At 69.9% G+C, this 23,176-nt stretch carries 26 protein-coding genes; 16 read left to right on the forward strand and 10 right to left on the reverse strand.

Features of this window, described 5'->3' with window-relative positions:
- The first annotated feature begins 188 nt into the window (after positions 1 to 188).
- From AB0J80_RS05915 to AB0J80_RS05955, 9 genes are all read left to right on the forward strand, one after another.
- Positions 189 to 1,919: a discoidin domain-containing protein gene (locus AB0J80_RS05915; RefSeq protein ID WP_364700855.1), complete on the forward strand. Its 1,731-nt coding sequence runs from the start codon at positions 189 to 191 to the stop codon at positions 1,917 to 1,919.
- A 70-nt stretch (positions 1,920 to 1,989) separates the two neighbouring features.
- Positions 1,990 to 3,261, forward strand: coding sequence for a DUF1996 domain-containing protein (locus tag AB0J80_RS05920; RefSeq protein WP_364700857.1), 1,272 nt, complete (start codon positions 1,990 to 1,992; stop codon positions 3,259 to 3,261).
- Positions 3,262 to 3,356: 95 nt separating this feature from the next.
- On the forward strand, positions 3,357 to 4,403 hold the full coding sequence (locus AB0J80_RS05925) for a LacI family DNA-binding transcriptional regulator (RefSeq protein WP_364700859.1): 1,047 nt from the start codon (positions 3,357 to 3,359) through the stop codon (positions 4,401 to 4,403).
- A 34-nt stretch (positions 4,404 to 4,437) separates the two neighbouring features.
- Positions 4,438 to 5,133, forward strand: a complete 696-nt coding sequence (locus AB0J80_RS05930) for a hypothetical protein (RefSeq protein ID WP_364700861.1) — start codon at positions 4,438 to 4,440, stop codon at positions 5,131 to 5,133.
- Positions 5,134 to 5,137: 4 nt separating this feature from the next.
- The gene (locus AB0J80_RS05935) at positions 5,138 to 5,779 is read left to right on the forward strand and encodes an SDR family oxidoreductase (protein ID WP_364700863.1); all 642 of its coding nucleotides are present in this window, start codon (positions 5,138 to 5,140) and stop codon (positions 5,777 to 5,779) included.
- 13 nt (positions 5,780 to 5,792) lie between these two features.
- Positions 5,793 to 6,494, forward strand: coding sequence for a tetratricopeptide repeat protein (locus AB0J80_RS05940; protein WP_364700865.1), 702 nt, complete (start codon positions 5,793 to 5,795; stop codon positions 6,492 to 6,494).
- Entirely contained in the window at positions 6,491 to 6,931 is a 441-nt protein-coding gene (locus AB0J80_RS05945; RefSeq protein WP_364700867.1) for a TIGR03618 family F420-dependent PPOX class oxidoreductase, read from the forward strand. Before AB0J80_RS05940 ends, AB0J80_RS05945 begins: the two co-directional genes overlap by 4 nt.
- 33 nt (positions 6,932 to 6,964) lie before the next feature.
- Entirely contained in the window at positions 6,965 to 7,360 is a 396-nt protein-coding gene (locus tag AB0J80_RS05950; RefSeq protein ID WP_364700869.1) for a hypothetical protein, read from the forward strand.
- Positions 7,361 to 7,443: 83 nt separating this feature from the next.
- A complete protein-coding gene (locus AB0J80_RS05955; protein WP_364700870.1) occupies positions 7,444 to 8,118 on the forward strand; it encodes a DUF6766 family protein in 675 nt (224 codons plus the stop codon).
- A gap of 43 nt (positions 8,119 to 8,161) precedes the next feature.
- Here the strand turns inward: AB0J80_RS05955 and AB0J80_RS05960 are convergent, their stop codons facing one another.
- A complete protein-coding gene (locus AB0J80_RS05960) occupies positions 8,162 to 9,055 on the reverse strand; it encodes a hypothetical protein (protein WP_364700872.1) in 894 nt (297 codons plus the stop codon).
- 348 nt (positions 9,056 to 9,403) lie between these two features.
- Here AB0J80_RS05960 and AB0J80_RS05965 point away from each other — a divergent pair, with 348 nt between their 5' ends.
- Both AB0J80_RS05965 and AB0J80_RS05970 read left to right on the forward strand, forming a co-directional pair.
- Entirely contained in the window at positions 9,404 to 10,309 is a 906-nt protein-coding gene (locus AB0J80_RS05965) for a TIGR03619 family F420-dependent LLM class oxidoreductase (RefSeq protein ID WP_364700874.1), read from the forward strand.
- 75 nt (positions 10,310 to 10,384) lie between these two features.
- Positions 10,385 to 10,933: a DUF3558 family protein gene (locus AB0J80_RS05970; RefSeq protein ID WP_364700876.1), complete on the forward strand. Its 549-nt coding sequence runs from the start codon at positions 10,385 to 10,387 to the stop codon at positions 10,931 to 10,933.
- A 56-nt stretch (positions 10,934 to 10,989) separates the two neighbouring features.
- Here the strand turns inward: AB0J80_RS05970 and AB0J80_RS05975 are convergent, their stop codons facing one another.
- Complete coding sequence (locus AB0J80_RS05975) at positions 10,990 to 12,180, reverse strand: beta-1,3-glucanase family protein (protein ID WP_364701314.1); 1,191 nt, start codon at positions 12,178 to 12,180, stop codon at positions 10,990 to 10,992.
- 334 nt (positions 12,181 to 12,514) lie between these two features.
- On the opposite strand from AB0J80_RS05975, the gene AB0J80_RS05980 reads away from it, so the two are divergent.
- Positions 12,515 to 13,168 (forward strand): carbohydrate-binding protein, encoded by a 654-nt coding sequence (locus tag AB0J80_RS05980; RefSeq protein ID WP_364700878.1) that lies wholly within the window; start codon positions 12,515 to 12,517, stop codon positions 13,166 to 13,168.
- A 49-nt stretch (positions 13,169 to 13,217) separates the two neighbouring features.
- Here the strand turns inward: AB0J80_RS05980 and AB0J80_RS05985 are convergent, their stop codons facing one another.
- From AB0J80_RS05985 to AB0J80_RS06005, 5 genes are all read right to left on the reverse strand, one after another.
- Positions 13,218 to 13,616 carry an Hsp20/alpha crystallin family protein gene (locus AB0J80_RS05985; protein WP_364700880.1) on the reverse strand — a complete coding sequence of 133 codons (399 nt, stop codon included), beginning with the start codon at positions 13,614 to 13,616 and terminating at the stop codon, positions 13,218 to 13,220.
- Between the two features lie 97 nt (positions 13,617 to 13,713).
- On the reverse strand, positions 13,714 to 13,875 hold the full coding sequence (locus tag AB0J80_RS05990) for a DUF664 domain-containing protein (RefSeq protein WP_364701316.1): 162 nt from the start codon (positions 13,873 to 13,875) through the stop codon (positions 13,714 to 13,716).
- Positions 13,876 to 13,921: 46 nt separating this feature from the next.
- Positions 13,922 to 14,677: a hypothetical protein gene (locus tag AB0J80_RS05995; RefSeq protein ID WP_364700882.1), complete on the reverse strand. Its 756-nt coding sequence runs from the start codon at positions 14,675 to 14,677 to the stop codon at positions 13,922 to 13,924.
- Positions 14,678 to 14,780: 103 nt separating this feature from the next.
- A complete protein-coding gene (locus tag AB0J80_RS06000) occupies positions 14,781 to 16,064 on the reverse strand; it encodes an MFS transporter (RefSeq protein WP_364700884.1) in 1,284 nt (427 codons plus the stop codon).
- Between the two features lie 144 nt (positions 16,065 to 16,208).
- A complete protein-coding gene (locus AB0J80_RS06005) occupies positions 16,209 to 16,646 on the reverse strand; it encodes a cupin domain-containing protein (protein WP_364700885.1) in 438 nt (145 codons plus the stop codon).
- A gap of 88 nt (positions 16,647 to 16,734) precedes the next feature.
- On the opposite strand from AB0J80_RS06005, the gene AB0J80_RS06010 reads away from it, so the two are divergent.
- Positions 16,735 to 17,178 carry an SRPBCC family protein gene (locus AB0J80_RS06010; RefSeq protein ID WP_364700887.1) on the forward strand — a complete coding sequence of 148 codons (444 nt, stop codon included), beginning with the start codon at positions 16,735 to 16,737 and terminating at the stop codon, positions 17,176 to 17,178.
- A gap of 81 nt (positions 17,179 to 17,259) precedes the next feature.
- Here the strand turns inward: AB0J80_RS06010 and AB0J80_RS06015 are convergent, their stop codons facing one another.
- Entirely contained in the window at positions 17,260 to 18,486 is a 1,227-nt protein-coding gene (locus tag AB0J80_RS06015; protein ID WP_364700889.1) for an ABC transporter substrate-binding protein, read from the reverse strand.
- A gap of 74 nt (positions 18,487 to 18,560) precedes the next feature.
- Positions 18,561 to 19,139, reverse strand: a complete 579-nt coding sequence (locus tag AB0J80_RS06020) for a GGDEF domain-containing protein (RefSeq protein ID WP_364700891.1) — start codon at positions 19,137 to 19,139, stop codon at positions 18,561 to 18,563.
- Positions 19,140 to 19,377: 238 nt separating this feature from the next.
- Between AB0J80_RS06020 and AB0J80_RS06025 the strand changes: the two genes are divergently transcribed.
- From AB0J80_RS06025 to dinB, 3 genes are all read left to right on the forward strand, one after another.
- Positions 19,378 to 19,536, forward strand: coding sequence for a hypothetical protein (locus AB0J80_RS06025; protein ID WP_364700893.1), 159 nt, complete (start codon positions 19,378 to 19,380; stop codon positions 19,534 to 19,536).
- Between the two features lie 75 nt (positions 19,537 to 19,611).
- The gene (locus AB0J80_RS06030; RefSeq protein WP_364700895.1) at positions 19,612 to 20,439 is read left to right on the forward strand and encodes a GGDEF domain-containing protein; all 828 of its coding nucleotides are present in this window, start codon (positions 19,612 to 19,614) and stop codon (positions 20,437 to 20,439) included.
- Between the two features lie 267 nt (positions 20,440 to 20,706).
- Positions 20,707 to 21,897: a DNA polymerase IV gene (dinB, locus tag AB0J80_RS06035; RefSeq protein ID WP_364700897.1), complete on the forward strand. Its 1,191-nt coding sequence runs from the start codon at positions 20,707 to 20,709 to the stop codon at positions 21,895 to 21,897.
- Positions 21,898 to 21,907: 10 nt separating this feature from the next.
- On the opposite strand, the gene AB0J80_RS06040 is transcribed toward dinB, so the two are convergent.
- Positions 21,908 to 23,143 carry a DUF1479 domain-containing protein gene (locus tag AB0J80_RS06040; protein ID WP_364700899.1) on the reverse strand — a complete coding sequence of 412 codons (1,236 nt, stop codon included), beginning with the start codon at positions 23,141 to 23,143 and terminating at the stop codon, positions 21,908 to 21,910.
- Positions 23,144 to 23,176: the final 33 nt, after the last annotated feature.

A 23,176-nucleotide genomic window follows, 5' to 3' on the forward strand; every position in this document is an offset into this window, starting at 1 on the left:
CGCGCGGAACGCGGCAAAGAAAGCGCTTCCCGAGCCTCTACCAGGCATTGACACCCGTTAAGTGGACGGTTCAGAGTGACGTACCAAAGAGCGCTTTCTCAGCTCTGTAGCCGTACGGTAACCAGCTCGTCACATCCCCAAGATCCTCATCCCCGCTCTTCTTGATTCCCCGCAAGGAGGACTTCCGCATGACTTCCGCTCACTTCCGAGGTGGTGGCGGGCGACGGCGCGGCCGGGTGCGCATGGCCGCGCTCGGCGCCTCGCTCCTCGGCCTGCTCAGCGCCTACCTGGTGGCGACCATGGGCAACGCGGCCGCGGCCGAGGTCGTGGTCTCGCAGGGCAAGCCGACCACCTCCTCGTCCGACGAGTGGGCGGGCACCCCCGCCTCCGCCGCGACGGACGGCAACACCGGCACCCGTTGGTCCAGCCAGTTCTCGGCGAGCCAGTGGATCAAGGTGGACCTGGGCGCCCCCACCGCGATCAGCCGGATCGACCTGAACTGGGAGGCGGCGTACGCCACCGCCTTCACCGTCCAGTTCTCCAACGACGGCACCACCTTCACCAACGCCACGAGCACCCTGCGGGGCAACGTCGGCCAGCAGACCATCACGGTGAGCGGCACCACGCGCTTCGTGCGGCTCAACCTCACCGAGCGGGCCCTGTCCCTCTACGGCTACTCGCTCTGGGAGTTCCAGGTGTACGCGGGCGGCACCACGGATCCGACCACGCCGCCGCCCGGCAGCGCGGTCCTGCTCTCGTACAACAAGCCCGGCGTCGCGTCGAGCGAGCAGAACGACGTCAACTGCAACCCGTGCACCGCGTCGAAGGCGTTCGACCTGGACCCGGCGACCCGCTGGGCCACCAGCTCCACGACCGGCTGGGTGGACCCGGGCTGGATCTACGTCGACCTGGGCGCCACCGCGCAGATCAGCCGGGTCGAGCTGCAGTGGGACCCCGCGTTCGCGACCGCGTACAAGATCCAGGTCTCACCGAACGCGAGCACGTGGACGGACATCTACTCCACGACCACGGGCAAGGGCTTCAAGGAGGTCCTGAACGTCTCCGGCTCCGGACGGTACGTGCGGATGTACGGCACCGCCCGCTCCGGCCCGTACGGCTACTCGCTGTACGACTTCAACGTGTACGGCACCGGCGGCGCGCCCAACACCCCGCCGGCCCAGCCCGCGGACCCGAAGTTCCCGGCGACCCGGCTCGTCTTCCAGGACGAGTTCAACGACCCCGCGGGCACGAAGCCGAGCACCGCGCGGTGGACGTACGACCCGGGCTTCCCGCAGAACGGCGAGGTCCAGTACTACACCGAGAACAGCAACAACGCACAGATGAACGGCCAGGGCCAGCTCGTGATCGAGGCGCGCAAGGAGGCCTCGAACGGCCGGGAGTACACCTCGGCCCGGATGAACACCAGCGAGGACTTCAAGTTCCAGTACGGCCGGGTCGAGGCGCGCATCAAGGTGCCGAAGGGCAACGGGCTGTGGCCGGCGTTCTGGATGATGGGTGCGGACTTCCTCACCGGGCGCCCGTGGCCGTACAACGGCGAGATCGACATCATGGAGGTCCTGGGCCGCAACACGAGTGAGGCCTACTCCACGCTGCACGCCCCGCAGTACAACGGCGCCGGCGGCTACGGCCAGAAGTACGCCACCGTGGACCTCTCGCAGGACTTCCACGTCTGGGCGGCCGAGTGGGACAGCAAGGGCATCAAGTTCCTGCTCGACGGCAACCAGGTCTTCTACGCCAGCAAGGCGACCGTCGAGGCGACCCGCGGTCCGTGGATCTTCGACCACCCGTTCTACATCATCCTCAATCTCGCGGTCGGCGGCGACTTCCCCGGCCCGATCGACGCCTCCACCCCGTTCCCCGCCCGGATGCTCGTCGACTACGTCCGCGTCTACCAGTGAGCTGACGGCGCATCCACCGTGCCGGGGCGGGGCCCCCATCCCCGCCCCGGCCTCCCCAGAAGGGTTCCCCATGCGCAGAAAGAGCGTGACCGTCGCCCTCACGGCGGCCATCGCCATGACCGCTTACCTCGCCATCACCCAGGTCGGCGCCAGCGCGGCGGACGGCCTGCTCTCCCAGGGGCGTACGGCCACCGCCTCGTCCACCGAGTCCGCCGCCTTCCCCGCCTCGAACGCCGTCGACGGCAACGCCGGCACCCGCTGGTCCAGCGAGTTCAAGGACCCGCAGTGGCTGGAGGTCGACCTCGGCGGCACCGCCACGGTCTCCTCGATCGCGATCGACTGGGAGGCCGCGTACTCGAAGACCTTCAACCTGAAGATCTCCGCCGACCGCAGCAACTGGACCACGCTCAAGGGCAACGTCGCCGGCACGGGCGGGCGGCAGACCGTCGCGGTCTCCGGATCCGGCCGATACGTACGCCTCGAGTCCCTCGCCCGGGCCACCCAGTGGGGTGTCTCCCTCACCGAGTTCCAGGTGTACGGCACCGGCGGCGGCTCGGCGCCCGCGCCCACCATCCCGCCGGGCGCCGTGCGGGTGGCGGAGTTCCTCGCCGACTGCCCGTTCAGCCACCGGCTGCCCGACGACCCGATCGTGTTCCCGAACATGCCGGGCGCCTCGCACATGCACAGCTTCTTCGGCAGCGAGGTCACCAACGGCAACACGACCGTCAACGACCTGGTCAACGCCAACAGCAACTGCAACCCGTCGATCGACAAGTCGTCGTACTGGATCCCGACCTTCTACAACAACGATGTCCCGGTCGAGCCGACCACAGGCATCTTCTACTACCTCGGCGAGGGCGTCAGCGACGATCTGATCGCCCAGACCCAGCCGCTGCCGTTCGGTCTGCGCATCGTCGCCGGCAACGCGCGGGCCACCGGCCCGGACGACAACACCATCTCCCGCTGGTCCTGCCTGCACGCCGGTGAGGTCGGGTCCTCGCACGACTTCGTGACCTGCCCGGCCGGCTCGATGCTGGAGTCGTACCTGGACTTCCCGCACTGCTGGGACGGCAAGAACCTGGACTCGCCCGACCACAAGAGCCACATGGCGTACCCGGTCAACAACGCCTGCCCGCCCACGCACCCCGTGGTGGTGCCGAAGCTGCGTCAGGTCATGCGCTACCCGGTGAACGGCAGTACGGCCGGCTTCCGGCTCGCGTCCGGTCGCGGCTTCACGATGCACGGTGACTTCTTCAACGCCTGGCCGGTGGACGAGATGGCCCGCCGCGTCAACGACTGCATCCGCATCATCGTGAAGTGCGGCACGAACGGCCGTCCCTGATGGCCGTCCCAGCCGCCGGGGCCGCAGGGGGCCCCGGCGGCTGGGGAGCGGAGAGCGCTCTCTCAAAGATCCGGGGCGGTGCTATAACAGACCCCATGAGCACCAGGGCCGGGCGCGGCGGCCAGAACCCGACGATGGACCAGGTCGCCGAGGCCGCGGGGGTGTCCCGGGCGACCGTTTCCCGGGTGATCAACGGCGCCCCGACGGTCGACGCCAGGATCCGCGAGATGGTCGAACGGGCCATCGCCGAGACCGGCTACGTGCCCAACGTCGCGGCCCGCTCGCTGGTCACCCGCAAGTCCAACTCGGTCGCCCTGGTCATCTCCGAGCCCGACCGGCCGTACGACTCCTCGTTCCTCAACCGGGTCTTCACCGATCCCTACTTCGGCCGGATCACCGCGGGAGCCACCGGCGCGCTGCGGCCGCACGACATCCACCTGGTGATCATCCCGACCGACTCGACCGACCACCACCACGTGCTGCGCTACCTGCGCCAGGGACACGTCGACGGGGTCCTGCTGATCAGCAGTCACGAGCAGGATCCGCTCCCTCGCCAGGTCCACGACCTCGGGATCCCGGCAGTGGTGTCGGCCCGGCCGGCCACCCCGCTGGCGACCAGCTTCGTCGACGTGGACCAGCGGCTCGGTGCCCGGCTGGCCGCCGAGCACCTGCTCAGCCGCGGCTGCCGGCGACTCGCCACGATCAGCGGGCCGCTGGACCTGCCGGCCGCGCTGGACCGGCTCGACGGCTTCCGGTCGTACCTGGCCAACCGCGGCTTCGCGGACGTGCCCACGGTGGAGGGTGACTTCACGCGGCACGGCGGCGAGGAGTGCGCCCGGCGTCTGCTCGCCGACCATCCCGACATCGACGGGCTGTTCGTCGCCAGCGACCTGATGGCCGAAGGCGCGCTGCGGGCCGTGCAGGACCAGGGCCGACGGGTTCCGGACGACCTGGCGGTGGTCGGCTTCGACGACAGCAGCGCCGCCCTGGACTGCCGGCCGCTGCTCACCACGATCCGCCAGCCGGTCGAGGAGATGGCGGCCGAGATGGCCGAGGTCCTGATGGCCCACATCGCCTCCCCGGGCCGGCTGCCCCGGTCGGTCATCTTCCAGCCCACCCTGGTCATCCGCGAGTCCGCCTGATCAACCCGGCTGCCGCATAGGCCACCATGACTGCGTGGGCGACCTCCTGATCAATCTCCTCGCCAGCGTCATCGCCGGCTCCGCGGTGTGGCTCGCGCAGTTCGCGGTCCGGCGCCGGCGGCTCGACCGGGAACGCGCTTTCTTCGGCCTCACCGCCGCGTCCACCTGCCTCCTGGTGACGTCGCGGCACTTCGCGTCGCCCAGCGCCGAGAGCGTGCACCGCCGGGACGTCGCCGCCCTCGTCGAGCTCACCACGCTGGCCCGCGAGTGCGGTGCCCGTGCCGACCTCATCGGCGGCGCCGACCTCCGGCACGAGCTGGGCCGGATGACGGAGTTCTGCGTGGGCGGCCCGACGGCCAATCCGCGGACGGCGGTCCATCTCCGCACAGCCCTCCCGGGCGTCGACTACGCCGGGCTCTCCTTCACAGCAGGCGGCACGCAGTACGAGAACACCGAGAAGCACCGCTATGCGGTCCTGGCGCGCTTCCGGCCGCCGTCGGGTGGCCGGCCGGTGTTCCTGCTCGGCGGGCTCAGCTCCGACGGCAACCTGGCGGCGGCTCGCCACCTGGCGAACCAGCACCGCGACCTGCAGCGGACGTACGGCGACGAGCAGCCCTTCTGCCTCGTCCTGCGGGTGCGGGAGCCGGAGGCGTACGGCACCGACTTCACCGAGGTCGCCGCCGACGTGAGCGACGTCGCTTTCACCGCGCCCGCAGCGGGAGAAGACTGAGGGCATGGACATCCTCGTCGCCGGCGGCCACGGCAAGGTCGCCCTCCGCCTCCTCAGGATCCTCGCCGCGCAGGGCCACACCGCCCACGGCCTCGTGCGGTCGCCGGAGCACGCCGCCGACCTGCGAGCCGCCGGCGCCGTCCCGGTGCTCGGCGACCTCGAGCGCGACGCGGCGCTGGACGCGTACGTGAAGGGAGCCGACGCCGTGGTGTTCGCCGCCGGCGCCGGGCCGGGCAGCGGGCCGGAGCGCAAGCGGACGGTCGACCTGGGCGGCGCGGTGAAGCTGGCGGACGCGGCGCTCGCCACCGGCGTGCGCCGCTACGTCATGGTCTCCTCCATCGGCGCCGACCGGCCGGAGTCGGCGGGCGACACGATGCGGCCGTACCTGATGGCGAAGGCGGAGGCCGACGACTATGTGCGCGGCTCCGGCCTGGACGCCACGATCGTCCGGCCGGGCTCTCTGACCGACGAGCCGGGCACCGGGCGCGTCCGGGTCACCCGGGAGCTCGGCGGCCGCGGACCCGTGCCGCGCGACGACGTGGCCGCGGTGCTGGCCCACGTGCTGACCGCTCCGGCGACGATCGGGCTCACCTTCGAGCTCTTCGGTGGCGACACGCCCATCCCCGACGCGATCGCCGGTCTGTGAGTAGCCTCCGCTTATGGGGACAACGGGGGAAACACTGACAGCGGGGAACGAAGCGCTCTACGAGGCCGCATTCCGGACCGGGAACTATGCCGAGGCGGAAGCGGCCTTCACCGGACTGCTGGAGCGGGCCCGCGAGACCGGCGACCGCTCCCTCGAGGCCGCCGCCCTGGACCGGCTGGGCATGCTGACCCACTTCCGGGCGCTGGAGGACGACCTCGCGACGGCGGACAGCGAGGCGGAGGAGCGGCTCTTCCAGGAGGCGCTGAGGATCCGCCGCGAGATCGGCGACGCGGCCGGCACGGCGGAGTCGCTGTTCGGGCTGGGCCTGGTGCACCAGGTGCTGCGCGGCGACTGGGACGCGGCGATGCCGTACTACCGCGAGGCCCTGGAGCTCGCGGAGAAGCACGGCGACCTGCTGCTGCGCTCGGAGGTGCACCGGCACATCGGCTTCTACCACACGGCGAGCGACCTCCAGTCCGACCTCGCCCTGCACCACCTGAAGATCTCCCACGACCTGCGCGCCGAGCTCGGCGACCCGCGCTGGATCCCCGGCGGAACGGTCGCGCTCGGCCTCGCGGAGCTGGCCGACGGGCTCCGCGAGCAGGGTCTGGCCCACGTTCGCCAGGCCCTGCAGCAGGCCCGGGACGCCGGGCTGAGCGCGCAGCGCATCGGCTGGATCGAGCACTTCCTGCAGGAGGCGGAGGCACAGCGGTGACGACCTTGCAAGAAGCCTGGGATCTGGTACGCGACGAGAGCGGCCTCGCCGTCGTCTCGACCCTGCGCGCCGACTCGACGATCCAGTCGTCCCTGGTCAACACGGGGGTGCTGGCCCACCCGGACACCGGGGAGGCGGTGCTGGGCTTCGTCACGTACGGAAAGGTCAAGCTGGCCCATCTGCGCGCCCGGCCGCAGGTGGCGACGGCCTTCCGCAAGGGCTGGCAGTGGGCGACGGTCGAGGGCCGCGCCGAGCTGGCCGGCCCCGACGATCCGCAACCCTGGCTCGACCCCGAGCGGCTGCGCCTCCTGCTCCGGGAGATCTTCACCGCGGCGGGCGGCACGCACGACAACTGGGACGAATACGACCGGGTCATGGCCGAGCAGCGCCGCACCGCCGTCCTGGTCACGCCGACGCGGGTCTACGGCAGTCGATGATTGAAATCAGCCACGCCGGGGAAAGCGCCGCACGTGCTCAGACGAATCTTGATCGCGTTGCTGCTGGCCGGGCTGGCCGGCTGCTCCTCGGTCGACGAGCGCGGTGACGCCGCCACCGACGTGGCGCTGCGGCTGCTGGCCGCCGTCGACAGCAAGGACGGAGCCGCCGCCTGCGCCATGCTCGCCCCGGAGACCCGGGCGGAGGTGGAGGAGTCCGCCGGCCAGCCCTGTGACCAGGCGATCCTTGATGAGGACCTCCCGGCGCTCGGCTCGGTGACCGGCGCGGACGTCTACGGTCAGTGGGCCCAGGTGCGGCTCAGCGACGACACCCTCTTCCTCGCCGTGTTCCCGGGCGGATGGCGGGTGGTCGCGGCCGGCTGCACGTCCCGGGGCGACCTGCCGTACGACTGCTCCGTGCAGGGAGGCTGACCGATGCGCGCGCTGTTCATCCTCCTGCTCGTCGTGGTGAGCGTCGGGCTCGCGTACTTCATCACCCTGGGGGTGCTGCACCGGTGAAGCGCTTCGTCAAGGAGAACGCCCTGGGGCTGACCTTCGGGCTGCTGTTCCTCATTGTGCTGGTGGGCCAGGCGTTCGCCGGCCTGGCCGACTACAACGAGCAGCAGCTCACCGAGGGGGTGCAGCAGGTTTCGTTCGGCCGTTACATCACGTCGGCGAGCTTCGCCGCGGACGTGGCCGAGAACTGGCAGTCGGAGTACCTGCAGTTCTTCCTCTTCATCTTCCTCACCGTCTGGCTGGTGCAGAAGGGCTCGCCCGAGTCGAAGAAGCTGGAGGATGTCGGCCGGGAGTCGGAGAGGGACCAGAAGATCGGCCCGTACGCCGACGAGAGCTCGCCGAAGTGGGCCCGCGCCCGCGGTTTCAAGCTCTTCCTCTTCTCCAACTCGCTGGGCTTCGTCATGGGCGCGATCTTCCTGGTCTCCTGGCTGGCCCAGTTCATCGCGGGCCGGGCCGCCTTCAACGAGGAGCAGCTGCGCAACCTCGAGGACCCGATGGGCCCGGGGCAGTACCTGATGGCACCCGACTTCTGGAACCGGACGCTGCAGAACTGGCAGTCGGAGCTGCTCGCGGTCGCCTCCATGGCGATCCTGGCGATCTACCTGCGCCAGCGCGGCTCCTCGCAGTCGAAGCCGGTCGGTGCCGCGCACACCGCGACCGGAGTGGAGAGCTGACGCTCGGCCGGGTGGCGGCCCGGCCGGAGCGCGGTGTACGGGCTCAGCCTGCCAGCAGGCGGCCGACGCTGGCGGCGCGGGCGTCGCCCAGGGCGGCCCGCAGCGCCGCGGCGGTCTGCTCGGGGGTCAACTCGCCGGAGTCGAGCGCATCGAGCGCCGACTCCGGGGTGGTCTGCTGCGCCACCGGCAGGGGCGCTCCCTTGGCGAGCGCGTCCACGCTGGCCTGCAGGTTGTCGACCCGGTCGCGGATCTGGTAGCCGAGCACCGAGGCCACGATCGCCCGGTTGAGCGCCCAGGCCGCTCCCACGGTCGGGTTGGTCGAGGAGTCGGCGCCGGGGTTCACGATGCCACCCGGGCGGGTTTTGCCGTTGGCGTCCTTGCCGGGGTCGTACGTCAGCACCGCGCGGGCCAGGGCCTCGCGGCCGGCGGTGCTGCGCGCCCACTCGGTCATCCAGGCGGTGAACTCGCTCTTGGTCACGTCGTCTGCCTCCAGCAGTCCCCAGGGGCGGGTGTCGCGCTCCTGGGCGGTCGTGTAACGCGCGGAGAAGTGCGCGTGCTCGGTGTGGGCGCTCGCGCCCGTGTACCTGCGTGCCGTCCAGCCCCAGGACCGGGACCAGATGCGGCGGTTGTAGATGACGTTCTGCAGCCGGTTGTCGTGGCCCTCGCGGTGCCGGGTGACGATGATCTCCACGCACTTGGTCATCGTCCAGCCGGGCTTGCGCAGATCGTCGTCCACGTCGATGGCGTGGACCTCGTTGACGTGGTCGCTGTCCTCGGACGGCGTGTTGCCGGTCTCGTCGGGATTGTGGTCCGACGAGCTCGCCGCGTGCGACGTGTCGCCGATGGAACCGTCCGAGGCCTTGTCGCGGTTCGGGGCGAGCCGGTTGAACTCGTTACGCAGAGATACCAGGCTCGGCACCAGAATCCAGCTGGCCATCCGGTTCCTCCTCTTCCCAGGGGTCGGGGACGGGTTCTCCCGCGTACTGCTCGGCGGGTCCCGGATCGTGGTCCGAGGCGTACTGTTCGCCCTCGGCGACGTCCTGCTCACTGAGCGGAATGTTCCGCCGTGGGCCGGGCGGGTCGGTCATGCGGTCGTACTCCTCCGATCGGATCGGACCAGTTGGTCCGATGATGGCGCGATTTCGGGGCGCTTTTGTACCCCGGCGGAGGGACCGCGACGCCGGTTCACCCGGAATTCGCCGTCTTCTGAATAATCCCGGACGAATGTCCCGGACCGTCACGACCGCATAACCGCATGACGCGGGAACGGCAGTACGGTGGCTCCATGTTGATCAGTTGCGGGTGCCCGGTGTCCGGGGTGTGGGCCGATCCACTGTCGGTGACCGGCTTCGCGATGCGGGCCGAGGAGCTGGGCTACCACGGACTCTGGACGTTCCAGCGGCTGCTCGCCGGCCAGGGTCAGGACCTGGCACCGGTCTATCGCAGCGTGCTCGACCCGCTGCTGACGCTCACGTACGCAGCCGCCCGCACCACCGACATCCGGCTCGGCGTAGCCGTGATCAACCTCCCGTACGTGTCGCCGGCGTACCTGGCCAAGCAGGCGACCACCCTGGACGTACTCTCCGGCGGCCGGTTCGATCTCGGCCTCGGCACGGGGTGGTCCGACGTGGAGTTCGCCGCGACCAACTCCGACCCTCGTCCGCGCGGCCGCCGCACCGAGGAATACCTCCAGGTGCTGCGCACGCTGTTCACCGGCCGGGTGGCCGCCTTCGACGGCGAGTTCTACCGGGTGCCGCCGAGCACGATGGCCCCGCCTCCGGTGCAGTCCGGCGGTCCGCCGATCCTGCTGGGCGGCACCGCCGACGCCGCGCTGCGCCGGGCCGGCCGGATCGCCGCCGGCTGGGTGACCAGCAGCCGGGCGAGCCTGCAGGAGATCGCCCACGGCGCCCAGGTCGTGCGGCGCGCCGCCGAGGAGGCGGGCCGCGACCCGGACTCCCTGCGCATCGTCGTCCGCGGTGTGGTGCGCGCCGGGCTGCGCGACGACGCCGTGCCGCTGTCCGGGACGTGGGACCAGATCCGCGCCGGCGCCCAGCTGTACGCGCAGGCCGGCGTCACCGAGCTGTCGTACGACCTGAACTGGGACCCCTTCATCGGCTCCCCGGACGCGGACCCACGGGCTGCGGGCGAGCGCGCCGAGCAGATCCTCACCGCGCTGGCCCCGAACGGCTGACGTTTCTCCCGCATACGTGTCAGCCCGGGTCACCGGCCCTTCCGCCGGGTCCCGGCGCCCCGCACCCTCGGGTCCATGAACCGCCACTTCGCCGTCATCGCCGCCACCGCCGCCGTCGCCGTCCTCACCGGCTGTGGAGTCGTCACGGACTCCGCCGCCGCCGGCGGCCCGTCGCCCACCCCGTCGTCCACTGCCACCGGTGGCCCGGCACCCACGCCGTCGTCGGCCGCCGGGCTCGGCGACTCCGTCAAGGACTCCGGCGACATCCCCGACCCCTGCACGCTGCTCAGCAAGGCCGAGGTCAAGAACCTCACCGGCCGGGGCATCACCCAGATGGACGAGGACGGGGCGACGGCCGGGGACGTCTCCCGCTTCTGCCAGTGGCAGCAGCCGGACGGTCAGCTCGCCGTCTTCCTGGCCCGGACCACCGAGTCCGACTTCCAGGTGAAGATCGCCGAGGCGGAGCCGGTGGACGGTGTCGGCGAGGACGCCTTTTCGCTCGCCGGGCACCTCTACGTCCTCTACGGCACGGTCTCCATCGACGTCTACTCGCGCGGCGACAGCGACGAGGAGAACCTCGGCAAGGCCAAGAAGATCGCCAAGGTCCTCATGACCAGGATCTGACGACGGTACGCGGAAAGGGGCGGCCACCCGGCCGCCCCTTGCTGTGCGCGTACCGCCTACTCGAACGGGGTGAGGGTGACGCCGATGGAGGTCGGGTTGCCGTCGTGCACCAGCGACTCCTGGTTGGCGACGTCGTCGAAGGCGAACGCGTACGCCTTGCCGTCGACCATCTGCTCGTGGATCACCTTCGCGTACTCGTTGGTCGGGTCGTTGGTGTAGAACGTCGACGGGTCGGTGCTCGGCTCCACCGGCTGGTCCCCCAGCGTCCCGCGCTGCAGGGCGGCGCAGAGGCTACGGGCGATCGGGCCGACGACGAGGTCGTTCGGGGCGCCCAGATTGCCGTCGCAGCCCCAGACGTTCGCGGTGGTCGGCTTGGTGAACGTGGCGACCTGCGCGCCGGTGGTGTCGGTGAACGTCATGACGTCCCCGGCGGTCCGGCCCTTGAAGATCTTGTCCGGCTGCTCCGCGAACGGCTTGACGACCAGGTCGGTCGTCGCGTAGGTGGCCCACGCCTCGTCGATGTACGACGCCAGGTACTGCGGGTCGAAGGAGCCGCCGTCGGCACCCTTGCCGGGCGAGAGCACGCGCAGCACCGTACCGTCGTCGCGGGTCTGGACGAGCTTGCTGAACTCCTCGTCGCCGCGCATGGCGTCGACCACGGCGTCGCGGCCGCCGGCCTTGAGCTCACCGGTAGCCTGGGTCCGCCCGTCGGAGCCGGTCACGCTGACCGCGTGCGGCACCGCGAACATGTCCACCTGGGAGCTGTTGAGGAAGACCCCGGAGTCGTTGAAGGTGAACTCGCTCCAGTCGAACAGGATGTCGCTGTTGGCGTCGCCGGGTGCCCACGGCGCCGGCTGCACGAGGCCGCCGGTCTCGGTGAGCTTGAAGTCGAGCTTGTCGCCGAACGCCATGTACATGCGGCCGGAGAGCCCTCGCGGCACCCCGATGGTCTTGCTCGCCCCGTTCGCCGGGCCGTCGATCGACACGTCCGGAGCCGGTACGGGCGGGTTGGCGCCCCCGGTCCACGGGGTGAAGGTGCCCGCCTCGGTGACGTAGCCGAGCTTGCCTGCGATCTCGCCGAGCACGTACAGGTGCACGGCTTCACCGCGGCCGGAGTTGTTGGTGACCTTCAGCGGGAGGACGTCCGGCCCGGTCGCCGCCTGAGCGGCGGGAACGACCGCGATGGCGGCGGGGACGGCCACGGCCGCCACTGCCAGTCCGAGGAGGGTTTTCCGGTTGAGTCGCATAGGCACCTCGCGCTCCGGGCCTCCGGTTCGGCGCGGGCCCGGCCGCAGCCGGAGGGGATCCCGAGCCGGCCAGGAACGCTTCGGAGGCGGACACGGGGGGTGCGTCCTGGCCGTCACGCTCCGCATCGCCCGTCGGCGGTGAGAGCGCTCTCACTCACTCTGAAGCGGCTTCACAAAGATGTCAACCGATGGAAATCTCCCCGTAGCATAGAAAGAAATGTTTCGCACTCTCAGCGTTTCCGCAGGTCAGAGGCCTGGTATGAGCATTTCCCCGATCATGTGACTGTCTGCTACTTCGTTGGCCGTCACCGTGCTGGGCTATTCTCATGATCCGATGACTACGCCCGCCTCCCCGTCACCGGGGGTCTACCACTCCCGCTCGAGGGTCACCAGGAACCGCGTCGCGCTCACCGCGGCGGGGCTGGCGCTCCTGCTGCTCGGCTATCTGATCGGCCGCCTGCAGGGAGGATCCGGTGAGCCCACCCCGGCCGCGGCCGCCACGCCACCGGCGGCGGGCGCCTCCGCGACACCCTCCGCGGAGCCGTCGTCCGAGGCCCCGCCGGCGCCGGTGGGCGGCACGGACGCGTACACCACCATCCAGGCGGAGAGCGCCACCAACCAGCAGGGCATCGAGTACGAGGACACGCAGGACGAGGGCGGCGGCAAGAACGCGGGCTGGGTGAACAACGGCGACTGGCTGCGCTACGACGAGATCGACTTCGGCACTACCCCGGCGACCCGGTTCGCGGCCCGAGTGGCCTCCGACGTGCCCGACGGCGCCACGGGCCAGCTCGACATCCGCCTCGACAGCCCGTCGGCGCCCCCGGTGGGCGGCCTGACGGTCGGAAACATGGGTGGCTGGCAGAACTGGCAGACCCAGTCCACCGTGATCACGCCGGTGACCGGCATGCACACCGTGTTCCTGACGTTCACCACCCAGAGCGGCGCCGAGTTCCTCAACCTGAACTACTTCGCCTTCAGCCACTGACAACGCAAAGGACCGCGCACCCCGTGGGGTACGCGGCCCTGCACTGCGGTCAGGCGGCGACGATCTCGACCTTGCGAGGCTTGGCGCGCTCGGTCACCGGGATGCTGAGGCTCAGCACGCCGTTGTCGTAGCGGGCCTCGAGACGGTCGGTGTCGAGCGTCTCGGAGAGGAACACCTGGCGGGTGACCGTACCCATCGAGCGCTCGGTGACGACGTAGCGCACACCCTCACGCTCGGCACGCCGGCGCTCCGCCCGGACGGTGAGAACCCGCCGGTCGACGGTGACGTCGATGGTCGCCGGGTCGACACCCGGCAGGTCCATGTCGATGAAGAACGTGTCGCCGTCCCGGTACGCGTCCAGCCGCGCGCCCGACGTACGGGTGGCGGCGTCGAAGACGCGAGCGGTGAGACGGTCGAAGTCGCGGTAGGCGTCGGTACGCAGCAACATGGCGAGCTCCTTGAAGCAGACTTGAGCGTGTTGGACTCAAGTCTCATAACCATGGCGTCCGCCCAGCCCTTCCACCGCACCAGGTGAGCCCGCTCACTCAGCGGCCGCTAGCGCCGTCGATGAGCTCCCGCACGATGTCGGCGTGCCCGGCATGCCGCGCCGTTTCGCTGGCCATCTGGGCGATCACCCAGCGAAGCGTGCGAGGCTCGTCGCGCCCTTGAAGACGTGCCGGAACCTGGTCCCAACCGCCACGACCCAGGGGGTCGGAGTTGGCGTCTCCGCATGTCGAACGCGATGTACGACGGTCACGGAGTTCCTGAGCCGAGCGTCACGGGACGGCCCGCATTCCACATATTTTCCATCTCCAGCCTGAAATGCTCGAACCAATGCAGGTCAGAAGGAGTCAGCATGAAGTGAGGTTGCGTTTCAGGGGTCTTGAAGGGATAGGTCTCGATATACATCCGGGCTTCGGGACGTCCAGGCGAGAAGAAGTAACCTCCGAGGCCTATCGGGAACGCGATTGTTCGCACCTCGAGCTTTCCCGTCGGAACTTCCGCAGCAATCCTCGCGAGGCCACTGAGAGTCAGCCGAACCTCAGCCGCATTACCCGTGGCATCTTCGGCACCGTAATGCCGTCGGCGATCGGTGAGAGTCATGGCGGTGACGTCATCCGGGTCGACCACAAGAACGCGGACATGCTTGTTGGAGTGCAGTCGGCTGGCCAATTCGGAATCATGGCTCCGGACGGTCCTGATCAGCGTCACACCGACTATCAACAAGTCGGTATCCCGTGCCCAGTCACGCCGCAGCGGGTCGGCCGGGAACTCCACGACGGGTACCGGGCCGCGTGCGGAGCCTTCGTTCACCCGATCGAGGGTGGCCAGAGCCAGGTTCAGCAGCGGCACGATGCAGAGAAGCAGCACTGGCGCCGTCCAACGCAGGCTCAGAACGCCGGCCAGGCCAAGAGTGCCCACTACGAGTGCGGCGCCGGCTGCGAGATAGGCGTCCGCGTTCCGGCCTCGCCGCAAGTCGGCAGCGACGGTCCTGATTCGAGCTCTCATGGACGAGACCCTGCCAGATGAGATCGTCCGCGAGACGTCGCCTCGCGAGGGACTGGAGAGCATCCAGGAAGTTATTCGCCCCGGAAGCCTTTGGAGACCTGCGCTACCCACACGATGCCGGCGGGGTGCTGGGTACTGCCGGATACTTCACCGCCGGGAGGGTTCGTCCCAGCCGACCGAGCGGCGACAAGACCATCGACACGGGGGACGCCATCATGCCGGCGGCCGCGACGAGCAGGGCGGTGCGTATCGGCAGGTGCCCGGCGAGGAGGCCACCGGCCAGCGCCCCGAGTGGAGTGAGCCCCATGCCGGCGAAGGTGATCGTGGCGGCGACGCGGCCCTGCAGGAAGTCCGGGGTGACGGCCTGGCGTACGGCCATGATGGTGACGTTGACCAGCTGGCCGCACGCTCCGAACACGAGGTTGGCCGCGATGAGCGTGCAGACGGTGGAAACAGAGTTGCCGTGCAGCGCCGGCAGGCAGAGCAGCACGCCGTTGCCGATCGTCGCCGCCGCGACGAGCACGGAACCGTAGCCGAAGCGGCGCGGCAGGTTCCTGGCGAGCAACGCACCCACGAGCGCGCCCGGCCCCGTCGCGGCGAGCGCCAGTCCGATGACCGCGCCGGACAGGTGCAGGTCCCGTGGCAGGAAGAGCAGATAGGCGGTCATCAGGGCCGCGAAGGAGAACTGGAACGCCGCCGAGGCGAGGCACACCGTACGCAGCACGGAGTTACCCGCGACGAACCGCAACCCCTGGTAGATCCGTCGAGGACCGTCGGGCTGCCGAGGAACCGGCTCGTGGCGGCGGATGCGGGCGATGGCCAGGAACGACGCCACGAACACCAGGGCGCTGGACGCGACGGCGAGCGGCGCGGCCACCAGGGAGCTCATCATCCCGGCAAGGGCGGGCCCGCCCAGCTGAGCCGCGGACCGGCTCGCCTCGACCGCGCTGTTGCCCTGCAGCAGGTGGTCGCGCTCTACCAGGCGTACCAGCGACGCCTGGTAGGCCACGTCGAAGAACACCGACAGGGCCCCGACCGCGAACACGACCACGAGCAGCGTCCACAGCCCGAGACCGCCCAGGAGGGCGACCACCGCCACGGCACCGAGGGCCAGCGCGCGGCCGACGTCGGACCAGACCATGACGGTACGGGTACGCCACCTGTCCACCCCCACACCGACCAGCAGCGCGAGCAACAGTTGCGGCGCCTGCCCCACCGCGCGCAGAACACCCAGCTGCGCGGCGTCGACGTGCAATGTCAGTACGGCGATCAGCGGCAGGAGCACCAGGCTCGTCTGCTCACCCAGCTGGGAGACGGTCTGGCCCACCCAGAGGCTGCGGAAGTCGGAGTTGCGCCAGACGCCGGGCGCGACGGAGCGAGAAGACACAGAGATCCCCTGGATCGGTGCGGACGAGGGTGGAACAACTCGCTGTGCCGCGCGATTCAGGGGCAGCACGCGATGACAGGCCGATCACGGCCGCAGACGTCAACGCGCGCTCGAACTACCGGGCATCTCTCCACTCCTGGTGGGTCACTGGTCCTGCAGACGATAGTCGGCGAGGCGGAAGTCGGCGAAGTCGAAGCCGGGCGACACCACGCAGCTGACGAGCACCGGTTGCGGTCCGGCCGGGGCCGCGCTCTGCCACACTCCGGCCGGCACCAGCGCCTGCGGGTTACCGGCGTCGAGCCGGACCAGCTCACCCGGCTCCTCCGGCTCCGCGCCGGAACCACCCAGGCGCAGGTCGAGCTCGCCGGAGTGCAGGAACCAGAGCTCGTCCGACGTGACCACGTGCCAGGCCGACGACTCCCCCGGGTTCAGCAGGAAGTAGATGGCGGTGGCGGCGGCGCGCGGGCTCGCGTACCCGGGGGGTTGAAAAACGACCGCGGACCGGAAGGTCTCGCGGAACCAGCCACCCTCGGGGTGGGGTTGCAGATCCAGGGACTCGGCGAGGGGCGGTCGGGTCGTCATGATCCCTGTCTATCCCATCCGCCGATCGTCCGGCAGGTCTGGATAACCGCCGATGGACGCCTCGGCGGACGCATGCTCAGATCGGCGCATGCGCTTCGACATCGACACCGAGGCCACTCCCGAGCAGGTGCGCCAGGCCTTCACGGACTTCACCGACCGCAGGCTGCGGACCTGGAAGCGCACTCTCGATCCCCGGAAGTACGAGCTCCGCGAGTCGGGCGACACCTGGGCAGTGGCCCGGGAGAGCTCGCCCGGATCCCCGTTCTGGGTCGTCGCCCGCTACGACTGGTCCGAGGCCGGCGTGATCCGCTGGACGGTCCTGGAGAGCAGCTACGGCGGGGGTGGCGACGGATCGGTGACGATCGCGCCGGGAGCCGACGGTGGCAGCCGGCTGCACGCCGAGTGGACCAGCACCGGCGCGCGGACCTCCCAGAAGCCGTTGCTGTTCCTGCTGCATCACACCCCGATGAGACGGCTGGTCGCCCGGATGTGGGCCTCGGCGCTGAACCAGTACGCCCGCGAGGCGCGTTGAGCCCGCCAGCCTGCCCATTGGCGGTACGGACGTAGCGTTCGACGAGCCGGTCAGCTGTTCGAGTCACCCGGGTCGCCGGCCTCAGCGAGGCCAGGTGGTCTCGATGTGGTGCAGGGTCTTGCCGGTGTCGGCGCCCTTGACCCAGTCGGTCATGCCGGTCCAGAACGTCCCGGCGCCCACCGCCGCCGGCATCAGGTCCGAGCCGTCGAAGCGGACCGTCACCGTGGCGTCGGTGAGCAGCTCGGCGGAGAGCTTCTCCACGGAGGTCTGGGCGTTCGCCGGGTCGAAGCCCTTGTTGGCGCTGACGGCGCCGCCGATGCGGACTCGCTTGTTCGCCCACTCCGGGGTGGTCAGGTACGTCGTCACCGCCTGCACCTCGGGTCGCTCGGTGAACGCGCCCACGAACTCGCCGGCCACCAGGATCTGCCGGCCCTTGGCGGGGTCGATCGGCGGAAGGGCGAAGGCGAAGATGTCACCGTCCGGGGCGATGGTGGCACTCTTGGGCCACGTCTCGGCGTAGAACGAGGCCTGCCGGTACAAGGCGCACTTGCCTTCCAGGACCGGCAGGCCCGCATCCTGGAACGACGTGCTGACGACGCTTTTCACACTGCCGTGGACGTACTTCGGGTTGCGCAGGATCGCGCCGACGCGGTCCAGCGCCCGAACGACCCGTGGGTCGTCGAACGGGATCTTGTGCTCGACCCACTGGTCGTACACGTCGGCACCGGCCTCGCGCAGCATCACGTCCTCCAGCCAGTCGGTGACCGGCCAGCCGGTCGCCGTCCCGGACTCGATCCCCAGGCACCAGGGCTTGACCCCGTCGGCGGCGATCCGGTCGCTGAGGGCGACCATGTCGGCCCAGGTCGCCGGTACGCTGTAACCGCGCTCGGCGAACATCTTGGGTGAGTACCAGACGAAGGACTTCACGTTGGCGGTGTACGGCGCGCCGTAGAGAACATTGTCGACGGTGCCGTAACGGCTCCAGTCGGCCGAGAACCACTTGGCAACGTTCGCCCGTACCTTGTCAGGAGCCGGCTTCACCGCACCGGCGCGCGCCAGATCGGCGAGCAGGCCGGGCTGAGGGATGAGCGCCACGTCCGGAGCGCCGCCCTGCTTGACCCGCTTCCTGAGCTCGCGCTCGAAGTCGTCGGAGCCTTCGAAGGTGATTTTGATGCCGGTGCAGTCCTCGAACTCCGCCCACGACTGCTCGTGCTGCTGAATGCCGATGCCCCGGATCGACGAGAACATCGACACGGAGGTGCCGGGGTGGCCCATATAAGCGGAGTACTCCCCGCAGCCGGAGTCCACGGGCGCTAAGCCACCGGAGCAGCCCGCAGTGACGGCAACAACTGCCAGACCGGTCGCAACCGCTGCGCGTAGCGTCATGTCATCGCCTTCTGCTGGTCGAATCGAACGACGTTGTGCTTGCCGTGGGCCTTTGCGGCGTACATCGCCACGTCGGCGTCGTGGATCAGGGCGTCGATCTCGGCGTGGCCGTTCCACAGCGCCACGCCGACGCTGGCCCGCGGCCGCACCGTCACCTCGGGCAGCTCGAGCGGCCGCGCGATGATGGCGAGCAGCCGTTCGGCCACCTCGTAGGCGTCACTGGGCTCGTCGAACCCGTCGAGCAGCACCGCGAACTCGTCGCCGCCGAGACGGGCGGCCGTGTCGTCGGGACGCTGCAGGACGGCCTCGAGCTGGGTGCCGACGGCCGACCGGGCGTCGGTCACGTGCGACAACGCCCACACGTTGGTCCGGTACTGGTAGCCCTGTTGCGCGGCGAGGTCTCTGATACGCAGCGGACCGGTAAACCCGACGGCAGCGAAGACCGACGCGACGACGAGTGCGACGCTGACAATCTTGGTGCTGATCCGCAGGTCGGCGTAGAAGCGCCTGGGGTGCGTGAGGGAGGTGAACAGGGAGCGGCGTGGTGTGACAGGGCGCGTCGATGTGCTCGTCATCAGCAGCCTCCCTCCAAATACACCGACTCCAGACTCTTCTCTCATCGGTCACGGGCGCCGCCGATCAAGCAAATGAACGATCAACGAGAGCGCCGACTAACACGCGGAAAAACGCCAAGGGTGTGGAAAGCTGGCTTTGTTCCGGCTTGTGCGAGCGGGTGCGACGACGGCGGGGCGGCCGCAACCTATGACATCTGCACGTCGCCCGGTACGTCTAGGCAGCCGTCGTTGGCGCGCGATGTCGACGACCGAACAGGCGAGGGCGGCTTTCTGGGTGCTGGCCGTGGGCAATGCGCTCGGCGCGGTACCGCGCGTGCTGAACCATGAGCGCGCTAGCTGGGTGCCGGTCTGGGCTTCGCTGGCGGCCGTGGTGGTTTTGGTCGTTCTGGCCACCTAGGGATGGCGTCGTCGCGGTTTCCCCGTCTGGACAGTCGGTATCGATGCTGCAGCGATCTTCCTGCTGGGCGCCGGGATGACGGCACCCATGCAAATCATGGGGCCGCTGTACACGACGCTGCACCAGCGCAACCTTTACGGCCGTCATCTGCCCGCGGCCCTGCGCACGACGTTGTTGGCGGGCGTGTTCGCCAGCATGGCTGTGGTCCTGGCCGCCCCCGGCGGTTCGGGGCTGCTGGAACAGCTGCCCAGCATCTTCATGATGACGATCATCCTCCGGGTGCTGGCAGGCTGCCTGCACCGCCTGGAAAGCACCCGGATGCAACTGCATCACCGCGCTAACCACGACTCGCTCACCGAACTCGCGAACCGGGACATGTTCACCGAGGCGATGTTCGGCGCCCTCACCGAACCGCCGCGGTCGATCGCTGCGATTTTCATCGACCTTGACGACTTCAAGGGAGTCAACGACACCCTCGGCCACGCCGCCGGAGACAAACTGCTCAAGGAGGTCGCTGACCGGCTGCGTAGCTCGGTACGCGCTACCGACGTACCGGCTCGTATCGGTGGAGACGAATTCGCCGTCCTGCTGCGCGACGTCGCTGACCCGAGCGACGCCATAGCGGTCGCCGAACGGTTCCTGCACTCTTTGCAAGGACCCATGGATCTTGACGGCCCATACCGCGTTACGTGCAGCATAGGCATCGCCGTCACCACCGAAACCACCCAGCTTCTTACCCCCGGTGAACGCGCTGAACGGCTGCTCCAGCACGCCGACGCCGCGATGTACCAGGCCAAGACTGCCGGCAAAAACCAGTACCGAATGTTCGATCCCCGTCCTGCATCGGGCCCGATGCCCACAACAGCCACCGGCGATGTGACATTCGCTGAAGCATCACGGTGACGACTCGCCCGACCAACTGCACGGGTGGCGAGAAGACGGCGGTCATCTCGGACGACCGCTGCCCGCGCCAATTGATCTTGCAGGCGCCCACCCGCTCAGTCCCCTAGAACCTTGGACAGCCGCAGCGTCCGTGACCCCAAGTTGGCCGACTTACCCTTGCAAAGCTGGCCAACTCACGCTTGCAATCCGCAGCCATACACGGGCTCCCGTCAGCTGCTCAACCACTCACACAAACCTGAGTAGTCGCACATGTGTTCTAATGGCGCGGTGGGTGACCGAGCGACCATCCTGCACGCCGATCTCGACTCGTTCTACGCGTCGGTCGAGCAGCGTGACGATCCCGGCCTGCGCGGGCGGCCCGTGCTGGTCGGGGGTGGTGTCGTGCTGGCGGCCAGCTACGAGGCCAAGGCGTTCGGCGTGCGGACGCCCATGGGAATCGCCCAGGCTCGGGCGCTCTGCCCGCAGGCGATCGTCGTGCCGCCGCGCATGAAGGCGTACTCGGCGGCCAGCAAGGCGGTGTTCGAGGTGTTCCGCGACACCACGCCGGTCGTCGAGGGCATCTCGATCGATGAGGCGTTCCTGGAGGTGGGCGGCCTGCAGCGGATTCGCGGTGAGCCGGCGGCCATCGCCGCGAACCTGCGGGCCCAGGTTCGGGAGCGGGTGGGGCTTCCCATCACCGTCGGGGTGGCTCGGACGAAGTTCCTGGCCAAGGTGGCCAGCGGGGTCGGCAAGCCCGACGGCCTGCTCGTGGTGCCGCCCGGCGAGGAGCTGGCGTTCCTGCATCCGCTGCCCGTCGAGCGGCTCTGGGGCGTCGGGCCGGTCACCGCCGGCAAGCTGCGGGAGCGGCAGATCCGCACGGTCGGGCATGTGGCCCGGATCGGCGAGGCGGCGCTGGTGGCGATCCTGGGCGCGCACGCCGGCCGGCACCTGCACGCCCTCGCGCACAACCGGGACCCGCGGCGGGTGCGGGTGGGGCACCGCCGCGGGTCGATCGGATCGCAGTGTGCGCTCGGGCGGCGGGCTCGGCCGTTCGAGGAGATCGACGCGACGCTCGCGGCGCTGGTCGACCGGGTCACGCGGCGGATGCGGGCGGCGGAGCGGGCCGGCCGGACCGTCACGTTGCGGCTGCGCTTCGGTGACTTCAGCCGGGCCACCCGCTCGCGCAGCCTGCTCAAGGCGACGATGCAGACGCGGGCGATCCTGGAGACCGCCCGGGCCCTGCTGGCGGCGGCCCGGCCGATGATCGAGGAGCGGGGCATCACGCTGGTCGGGGTGGCGGTGGGCAACCTGGACAGCGACGGTGCCGTGCAGCTCGAGCTGCCGTTCGAGGATCCGCACGACGACAGCCTGGACACCGCGCTCGACCGGGTCCGGGACCGGTTCGGGTCCGCCTCGGTCACCCGGGCGGCTTCGCTGGGCCGCGAGCTGAACCCGTCGGTGCCGATCCTGCCCGACTGATCCGCCGCCCTCAGAGACCGAGCTGGGCGCGGCCCACGTCGCTGAGCTCGTCGGCGGTCGGGCGGCCCGCCCAGTTCACCTCGTAGTCCTCGGCGGCGAAGTCGCTCGGGCTGACTCCCTTGAGGAACGCCTGGCCGCACCGGGCGGCGTACGCGGCGTTCTTCTCGCACCACGGGCTGGCCGGGATGTACATAACGTTGCCCCAGCCCTGCTGGTCCTGGACCGCGCCCACCGAGTGGATCATGTCGCCGTGCCACCAGACGGTGTCCCCCGGCTCCACCGCGGGGATCGGGGTCAGGGCCGGCGTCAGCACCGGGTGCCAGCGTTCGCTGATCGGCAGGGCCTGTCCGTTGGCCGCGCCGCAGAGGTCGTCGTCGGCGACGTCGTCCTGCAGCGCCCGCAGGAGCAGGTACGCCATCGCGCCCGGGATCGGGACGACGTGCAGGACGCCCTCGGTCGGGGCCATGTCGGACAGCGCGGTCCAGCCCTGGAAGGTGCGGAAGGCCGAGCACATCACCGTCGACTCGTACTCGTCGACCTCGGTGCGGTAGGCGCCGTCCCACGGGTCGTACGCGTCGACGTCGCCGCTGAAGACGTGCCGGAACACGTTCTGGTAGGCCGGGAGCAGCCAGCGCTCGATGGAACCGGAGTCGGTGTGCGCCGAGAGGCCGGCCGAGGAGCTGCCGGGCTCACGCCGGCGGACGCGGTCCGGGTAAGCGGTGTCACGGGTCGGGTCGAACCACACCCGGCCCTCGGACTCGTGCTTCCAGAAGGAGTTGAGGAAGCTGCGGACCGCCACCATGGCGCCGTCCTCGCGCGCCTCCATCTGCGGCCGCGACCAGTAGATCGGGAAGATCGACGGCTTGCCCGCCGCGAGCCCGCCGAAGATGCCGTCGTCGACGTAGCGGTAGGTGCCGGCGAAGTCGTTGCGGTCCAGGTACGAGACGAGCTCGGCGTCCCACGCCTCGGCCCGGTCACGCGGGAACGTGCCCTTGACGACGGCGCAGCCACGGCGGCGGACGGCCTCGACCAGCTCGGCCGGGACGGTGCCGGCGGCGATGTCGGCGGCCTGCACGACCGGCCAGATCTCCGTGCCGGCTTCGCGCCGGGCGACGAGGTCGGCGACCTCCGCGCGCATCAGCTCCTCGGCGCGGGCGAAGGCACCGGCGTAGTCGCCGATCCGGGCCCGCAGGGTCGTCTTGGTGGCGCGGATCGCGGCGCGGATGTCGGCCGGTGCGGTGGTCATCGCCTGCCTCCTGCAGATTTGATTAGGTGACCT

It is taken from the genome of Actinoplanes sp. NPDC049548 (assembly GCF_040676695.1).
Classification (GTDB): Bacteria; Actinomycetota; Actinomycetes; order Mycobacteriales; family Micromonosporaceae; genus Actinoplanes.